Source organism: Pseudoxanthomonas sp. LjRoot204_2 (assembly GCF_056175765.1).
The window spans coordinates 1-5,565 of the sequence record NZ_JBGFFG010000228.1; the positions used below are offsets into that span (position 1 = coordinate 1).

6 protein-coding genes are annotated in these 5,565 nt (G+C 68.0%); all 6 read right to left on the reverse strand.

The window, feature by feature from the left end:
- Positions 1-871 (reverse strand): outer membrane protein assembly factor BamA (gene bamA / locus AC04L7_RS11530; RefSeq protein WP_475513045.1); only part of this gene is annotated, 871 nt, incomplete at its 3' end.
- Positions 872-993: 122 nt separating this feature from the next.
- Positions 994-2,370, reverse strand: coding sequence for an RIP metalloprotease RseP (rseP, locus tag AC04L7_RS11535; RefSeq protein ID WP_435999695.1), 1,377 nt, complete (start codon positions 2,368-2,370; stop codon positions 994-996).
- A 13-nt stretch (positions 2,371-2,383) separates the two neighbouring features.
- Entirely contained in the window at positions 2,384-3,571 is a 1,188-nt protein-coding gene (dxr, locus tag AC04L7_RS11540) for a 1-deoxy-D-xylulose-5-phosphate reductoisomerase (RefSeq protein WP_435999693.1), read from the reverse strand.
- Between the two features lie 2 nt (positions 3,572-3,573).
- Positions 3,574-4,434, reverse strand: coding sequence for a phosphatidate cytidylyltransferase (locus tag AC04L7_RS11545; protein ID WP_296280373.1), 861 nt, complete (start codon positions 4,432-4,434; stop codon positions 3,574-3,576).
- On the reverse strand, positions 4,431-5,189 hold the full coding sequence (gene uppS / locus AC04L7_RS11550) for a polyprenyl diphosphate synthase (protein ID WP_296280375.1): 759 nt from the start codon (positions 5,187-5,189) through the stop codon (positions 4,431-4,433). The genes AC04L7_RS11545 and uppS overlap by 4 nt, the downstream gene beginning before the upstream one ends.
- Before the next feature lie 8 nt (positions 5,190-5,197).
- On the reverse strand, positions 5,198-5,565 hold a 368-nt coding region (gene frr / locus AC04L7_RS11555; protein ID WP_475513046.1), incomplete at its 5' end, for a ribosome recycling factor.

The following is a 5,565-nucleotide window of genomic DNA, read 5'->3' on the forward strand; positions in this document are numbered from 1 at the left end:
CGTCGGAGATCTTGTACTGCTCACCTTCGGTGATGCCGGCGGTGATGAACATGTCGCGCTTGTCGGGACTGATCGACACCTGGGTGGAGTCGATGTTGAAGTCCACGTAGCCGCGGTCCAGGTACCAGGAATTCAGGCGCTCCATGTCGCCGGATAGCTTTTCCTTGGAATACTGGTCGTCGCGGCGGTACCAGGACAGCCAGCTCGACTCCTTGGATTCCCAGTTCTCCAGCAGGTCTTCGGTCTCGAACTTCTCCGCGCCCACGACGTTGACGTGCTTGATCTTGGCGGCCTTGCCTTCCTTGACCGCGATGGTGACGTCCACGCGGTTCCGGTCCAGCGGGCTCACGGTCGGCGTGATGTCGACGTTGTACTTGCCGCGGTTGTTGTACTGGCGCACCAGCTCCTGGGTCACCCGGTCCAGGCTCAGGCGGTCGAAGGTTTCGCCCTCGGACAGGCCGATGTCCTTCAGGCCGGTCATCAGGTCTTCCGTCTTGATGTCCTTGTTGCCGGTCAGCGTCAGCTTGTTGATGGCGGGGCGCTCGGTGACCGTCACCACCAGGATGTCGCCCTGGCGGTCGAGCTTGACGTCTTCGAAGAAGCCGGTCTTGTAGAGCGCACGGATCGACTCGGCCACGCTGGCGGAGGTGACGACGTCGCCACGCTCGATGGGCAAGTAGGTCAGCGCGGTGCCGGTCGAGATGCGCTGCAGGCCATCGATGCGGATATCCGTCGCGGTGAACGATGCGCTGCTCGACGGCGCGGCGGCCACGGGCGCGGCAGCGGGTTCCGTCGTCTGGGCCAGTGCCGGCATGGCGATGGCCGAAGCCAGGGCGAGGGCAAGCAGGCGGCGGGAAGGCAGTCGCGTCATCGTTACATCCGGTTGGGGTGGTTCCTGCGGGGCAGGAGTGGACTGCAGGGCAGCGGTCCGGGGTGTTGCCAGGGAAAGGGTGGCGGCCTTTGGGCGGGCCGGCCCGAAGAAGTTCAGGGGCATCAGGTCACCAGACGCGTCATCAGACGCAGGATGTCGTTGTAGAACGCCAATCCCATCAAGCCCGCCAGCGCGGCCAGGCCCACATATTGTCCGGCCACCATGTGGCGCTCGCTCAAGGGGCTGCCCTTGACCAATTCAATAAGGTAATACAGCAGGTGCCCGCCGTCCAAGACGGGGATCGGCAGCAGGTTGATGATGGCCAGGCTGAGGGACATGGCCGCCAGGAACCACAGGAACCAATCCGGACCCCGTTGGGCCGAGACATTGGCGACCTGCGCGATGGTGATGGGGCCCGACACGTTCTTCAACGATGCGTCGCCCGTCAGCATGCGGCGGATCATGCCGAGGGAGTCGCTGGTCAGCTTGCCCGTCTCGCGCACGGCCGCTGGAAGAGCGGCGACGGGGCCGAAGTGGAGTCGGGCGTCGTAAGCGGGCATCGTCCGCTTGTCGGGAGGGGCGAGACCGAGCGCCCAATAATGCCCTTTGCCGGCGTCGGGGTGCTTGGTCCAGCGCGGCGCAAGCTCGAAGGCCAGCCGCTCGCCTGCCCGGTCCACCTCGATCATGGCGGTCCCGCCGCGCTTGCCGAGGGCATCGACTTGGCGGGCGATATCGTCGAAGCCGTGCACCAGATGACCATCCACCGCGGTGACGGTGTCGCCAGGCTTGAGGACGCCGTCCGCGACGGAGTTGGCTGCGACCTTGCCGATGGTGGCCGGCGTCACCCAGTGCTGCCAGACCAGTCCGGCCAGGCCAACCGTGTTTTCCTGGTCGAACCCGTCTGGCAGTCGCGACAGCGGTAGCGTGACGAGGCGCGTGGTGCCGTCTGCGGCTTCCACCTCGAGGGGAACGTCTTCGCCGTCGATGGCAGCCTTGGTCAGTACGATCGATGCATCGGTCCACGTGTCGATCGTGCGGTTGCCGACTTGCAGGATCCGGTCGCCACGCTTCAGGCCGGCATCGGCGGCGATGCCCGACACGCTGCCCACCGTGGCCGAGTAGTCCTGCTTGCCGATCACGAACATGACCCACAGCAGGATCACGCACAGCACGATGTTGGCCAGCGGACCCGCCGCCACCACCGCGATGCGCTGCCAGACGGACTTGCGGTTGAAGGCCTGGTCGAGCTGGGCGGCGGGGACGTCGCCCTCGGCTTCGTCCAGCATCTTCACGTAGCCGCCGAGCGGGATCGCGGCCACCGCGAATTCCGTGCCGTGGCGGTCGCGCCGGGACCACAACGGCTTTCCGAAGCCCACCGAGAAGCGCAACACCTTCACGCCGCAACGGCGTGCGACCCAGTAATGGCCGAATTCATGGAACGTGACCAACACGCCCAGTGCCACGATCATCCACCAGATTGAGCCCAGCACTTCACTCATCGGATGTCGGCGCTCATCGGGAAAGGTGGCTTGCGAGGTTGCGTTCGGTCAGCCGGCGAGCCTGTGCATCCGCTGCCAGCAGCACCTCCAGCGAATCCGCCGGCGCCGCAGGCAGCGCAGCGAGGGCGTCCTCGACCAGCGCGGGGATGGATAGGAAACCGATCCGGCCCTGAAGAAAGGCTGAAACGGCGACTTCGTTCGCGGCGTTCAGCACGGCGGGGGCGGTGCCGCCCGCCGCCATGGCGTCCCAGGCCAGCCGCAGGCAGGGGAACGCGTCCGTGTCGGGCGCTTCGAACTCCAGGCGCGGGTGGGCCAACAGGTCGAGCCCACCCACCCCGGATGCGATCCGTTCGGGCCAGCCGAGGCCGACCGCCAGCGAGGTGCGCATGTCGGGCAGGCCGAGTTGCGCCAGCGTCGAGCCATCGACGAATTCCACCAGCGAGTGCACCAGGCTCTGCGGATGCACCAGCACGTCCAGCCGCTCGCGGCCGACACCGAACAGGTGGTGGGCTTCGATCAGCTCCAGGCCCTTGTTCATCAGAGTGGCCGAATCGACCGAGATCTTCGGCCCCATCGACCATTTCGGATGCGCGACGGCCTGTTCGCGGGTGACCTGCGCGAGTTCAGCGCGGCTGCGTCCGCGGAAAGGTCCGCCCGACGCGGTCAGCACGATGCGGCTTACGTCGGCCTGAGCCTGTCGTGAACGCAGGCACTGGAAGATGGCGTTGTGCTCGCTGTCGATCGGGATGATCTCGGCGCTCGCCGCGTCCGCCGCAGCGGTCACCAGTTCGCCGGCGAGCACCAGCGACTCCTTGTTCGCCAGCAGCAAGCGCTTGCCCGCGCGGGCCGCCGCCAGGGTCGAGGACAAGCCGGCCGCTCCGACGATCGCGGCGACCACGACCTCACAGTCGGGCGCGGCCACCAGCGCGTCGAGGGCGGCCACGCCGGCATGCGCGCGCGTCGCCAGGCCGGCATCGGCCAGACCGTCGCGCAGGCGCGCGTAGAGGTCGGCGTCGGCGATCACCGCGTGGTCGGGTCGATGCGCTGCGCACAAGGACAGCAGCGCCTCGACGTTGCCGCCGGCCGCCAGCACGCTGGCGCGGTAGCGGTCCGGATGGCGCGCGATGACGTCCAGCGCCGACGCGCCGATCGAGCCGGTCGCGCCCAGGACGGCCACGTTGCGGTAGGCGGGCAGGGACATGCTCAGAACCCGAAGACTTCCTTGCCCAGTACGAAGATGGGCAGGGCCGCCAACACGCCGTCGATGCGGTCGAGCACGCCACCGTGGCCCGGGATCAGGTCGCCCGAATCCTTGGCGCCGACATGCCGTTTGAGCAGGCTTTCGAAGAGGTCGCCGACGACCGAGAACAGCACCGTGAACACCGCCACGACCAGCACGCCGGGCAGGTGTCCGGCGCCTGCGCCGGCGATCAGCGCACCGGCCACGGCGACCACCATGCCGGCGACCAGGCCGCCCAGCAGCCCTTCCAGCGTCTTGTTGGGACTGATCCGTGGTGCCAGCTTGCGGCCGCCGAACCAGCGACCACCGAAGTGACGGCCGGCGAAGTAGGCGCCGCTGTCGGCGGCCCACACGATGGCCAGCGCGACGAACAGCCAGATGTGTCCGTTCGGCTGCGACGAATGGATCAGGCCGAGCGCGCACCAGGCGGGCACCACGGCCAGCGTGCCGGCCGCCAGCTTGAACACCCGCGCCCAGGTCTCGTGGTCGGAGGCGAAGGTGAAGAAGCGCAGCCATAGCAACGCCAGCAACCACCATCCCACGCCGACCAGCGCCATCAGGCGCAGCGGTACCAGGTCGGTGGCGTCGCCCGAGCCACGCGAGGCCCATACCAGCGCCACCATCACCAGCAGGTTGGCGGTCAGCAGCACCGTGCGCTGCAGGGTGTCGTCGATTTCGGCGAGCTTGAACCATTCCCACAGGCCGACCAGGAACACCAGCGCCGCCAGCATGGCCAGCCACGAGGTGGGCAGCAGCAGGATCGCCCCGATGGCGAACGGCGCCATCACCAGTGCGGCGATGACACGGGTGCGGGTGGCGCTCATGCGGGGTGATCCTCGGTCGCGCTGCCGGCGACCTGGGCGCTGGTCAGGCCGAAGCGGCGCTCGCGCTGCGCGAAGTCGTCCAGCGCGCGCTGCAGCAGCGCCGCGTCCAGGTCGGGCCACAGCACATCGGTGAACCAGAGTTCGGTGTACGCCAGCTGCCACAGCAGGAAGTTGCTGACGCGGTGGTCGCCACCTGTGCGGATGAACAGGTCGGGCGCGGGCAGGTCGGCCAGTGCCACCTGCGAGCCGAGGGCGGCTTCGTCGATGTCTTCGGGTCGCAGCCGGCCGGCGGCGACCTCCGTGGCCAGTGCCCGCGCGGCGTGCGCGATGTCCTGGCGCCCGCCATAGCTGGCGGCGATGACCAGGTGCAGGCGTCCGTTGGCGCGGGTCAGTGCCTCTGCGGCGTCCATCCGCGCGCGGATGTCGGTCGAGAAGCGGGCCCGGTCACCGATGAAGCGCACGCGCACCGAGCGCCGGTGCAGTTCGTCGACCTCGCGGTCCAGCGCGTTGAGGAACAGTTTCATCAGCGCACCGACTTCCTCTTCCGGACGCCCCCAGTTTTCGCTGGAGAACGCGAACAGGGTCAGCGCGCCGATACCGCGCTCCAGGCAGAAGTCGATGCAGAGGTTGACCGCGCGTGCGCCGGCGCGGTGGCCGATCACGCGGGGACGGCGACGGCGTTCCGCCCAGCGCCCGTTGCCGTCCATGATGACGGCCAGGTGGCGGGGCACGGACGGGGAAGCGGCAGGGGACATGGCAGTCCTCAGACCGCCATCAATTCCTGCTCCTTGGCCTTCACCACATCGTCGACGTCCTTGATGGACTTGTCGGTGAGCTTCTGGATCTCGTCTTCGGTCCGGYGCTCTTCGTCTTCGGTGATCTGCTTGTCCTTCAGCAGGTCCTTGACCTGCTGGTTGGCATCGCGCCGGATGTTGCGGATGGCGACCTTGGCATCCTCGCCTTCGCTGTGCACGACCTTCGAGAGCTCCTTGCGGCGCTCTTCCGTCAGCGCGGGGAGGTTCAGCCGGATGGTGGTGCCGGCGGTGTTCGGCGTCAGCCCCAGATCCGATGCCAGGATGGCCTTCTCCACCGCGCCGACCATCTGCTTCTCCCACGGGGTGATCGTGAGGG